The organism is Desulforamulus putei DSM 12395, assembly GCF_900129195.1.
Classification (GTDB): Bacteria; Bacillota; Desulfotomaculia; order Desulfotomaculales; family Desulfotomaculaceae; genus Desulfotomaculum; species Desulfotomaculum putei.
The window spans coordinates 1-1,364 of the sequence record NZ_FQUY01000065.1 but is presented as its reverse complement, the minus strand read 5'-3'; the positions used below and the strand labels follow the sequence as shown (position 1 = coordinate 1,364).

The following is a 1,364-nucleotide window of genomic DNA, read 5'->3' as shown; positions in this document are numbered from 1 at the left end:
GGTCAACTACCCCCACTTATAGAAGTGGGGGCTTGCCCTGGCGGGGGCAGGGGAAACTAGCTGACTAGACGGTTCTCCGAAAGGAGAGCAGCGGCCCCGGTAGGCTACCCAATCACTTTCGGGTGTTTCGCCAGCCCGTAATATGTGAGGCAGAACCGCTAAATGCCGCGGCTGACCAAGACCAGCCTAAGCCTGCCGGGCAGCGTCGAGGCGACAATCACTCCCGCAAGGGAGAAAGGAGTATCCTTTTTATGTCCAAAGAACCGAGTAAACAACCCAGGGTGCCGGTAGTAGGTATAGACGGTAAACCGCTCATGCCTACTACACCGAAGAAGGCCCGCCTATTCATCAGAGATGGTCTGGCAAAGGGAAAGCGGAACAAGCTGGGCCTATTCTATATCCAAATGACCAGGCCGGTAAGTGAAGAGACGCAGTTCATGGCCCTGGCCGAAGACCCCGGTGCGAAATACGATGGAATTGCTGCAGCATCTCATAAACAGGTAGAGATAAAAGCGATGGTGTTTTTGCCCGAAAGCGTACCGGAAAAGATGGAGACACGAAGGAACCTGCGCCGTGCCAGGAGGTACCGCAACACACCCCGCAGACCGGCCCGGTTCGATAACCGCAAAAGAAAAAAATACTGGCTGGCACCCACACAGAAGTCTAAGGTTGAAACCCGGCTGAAAGTCGTGAGAGAACTGTGCAGGATATACCCGATAAAACTCATCATCACCGAGGATGTACGGTTTAATCATGCCAAGAGTCGTGATGGTAAATACTTTTCCACCGTGGAGATCGGTAAAACCTTAACCTACCGGGAATATAAAAATCTCGCCGAGCTTCAGCTGGTAGAGGTATCCGGCACAGACGCCTGGCGTATAAAATTTGGGCTGAAGAAGTACACGGAAAAGAAATGGGAGCAGGTGCCTGAGACTCACGCCAATGACGCAGTAGCAATGCTTATGGGTGTGACGGGGTGCGAGAATGCTGAAACGCCTTTCTATGTGTGGCGGAGACTTCAATATGCAAGGCGGAGTTTACATCGGCAGAACCCGCAGAAGGGTGGCATTAGACCTCGTTTTGGCGGTACTGCCAACGGCAGTTTTTTCCGTAAAGGCGATTGGGTAGAAGCAGAGAAGGCAGGAAAGACTTATCGAGGTTGGGTATGCGGCTTGCCGACTGATAAATCGAAGGTACTGGGCATAGCCGATGCCGATGGAAAAAGGATCGGGCATTTCAGTCTAAAGAAAGCCAAACTACTTTCGAGATCAACCGGATTTTCATGGAAAGAAGTGATTTGATTAGTATGCGGCATTCCGCCCGCCGCCTATAGAGGCGGGGGAAACCTGCCGCAATTTTGTTGT

General features: G+C 52.1%; 1 protein-coding gene. It reads left to right on the top strand.

The genetic code is table 11. The annotated features are described in order from the left end of the window. Nucleotides 1-251 precede the first annotated feature (251 nt). A complete protein-coding gene (locus tag BUB67_RS15920) occupies nucleotides 252-1,301 on the top strand; it encodes an RRXRR domain-containing protein (RefSeq protein WP_073240328.1) in 1,050 nt (349 codons plus the stop codon). Nucleotides 1,302-1,364: the final 63 nt, after the last annotated feature.

Bases quoted from the DNA above. Each gene is read 5' to 3' on its own strand.
- BUB67_RS15920 (WP_073240328.1), top strand. From the start codon at position 252: ATGTCCAAAGAACCGAGTAAACAACCCAGGGTGCCGGTAGTAGGTATA.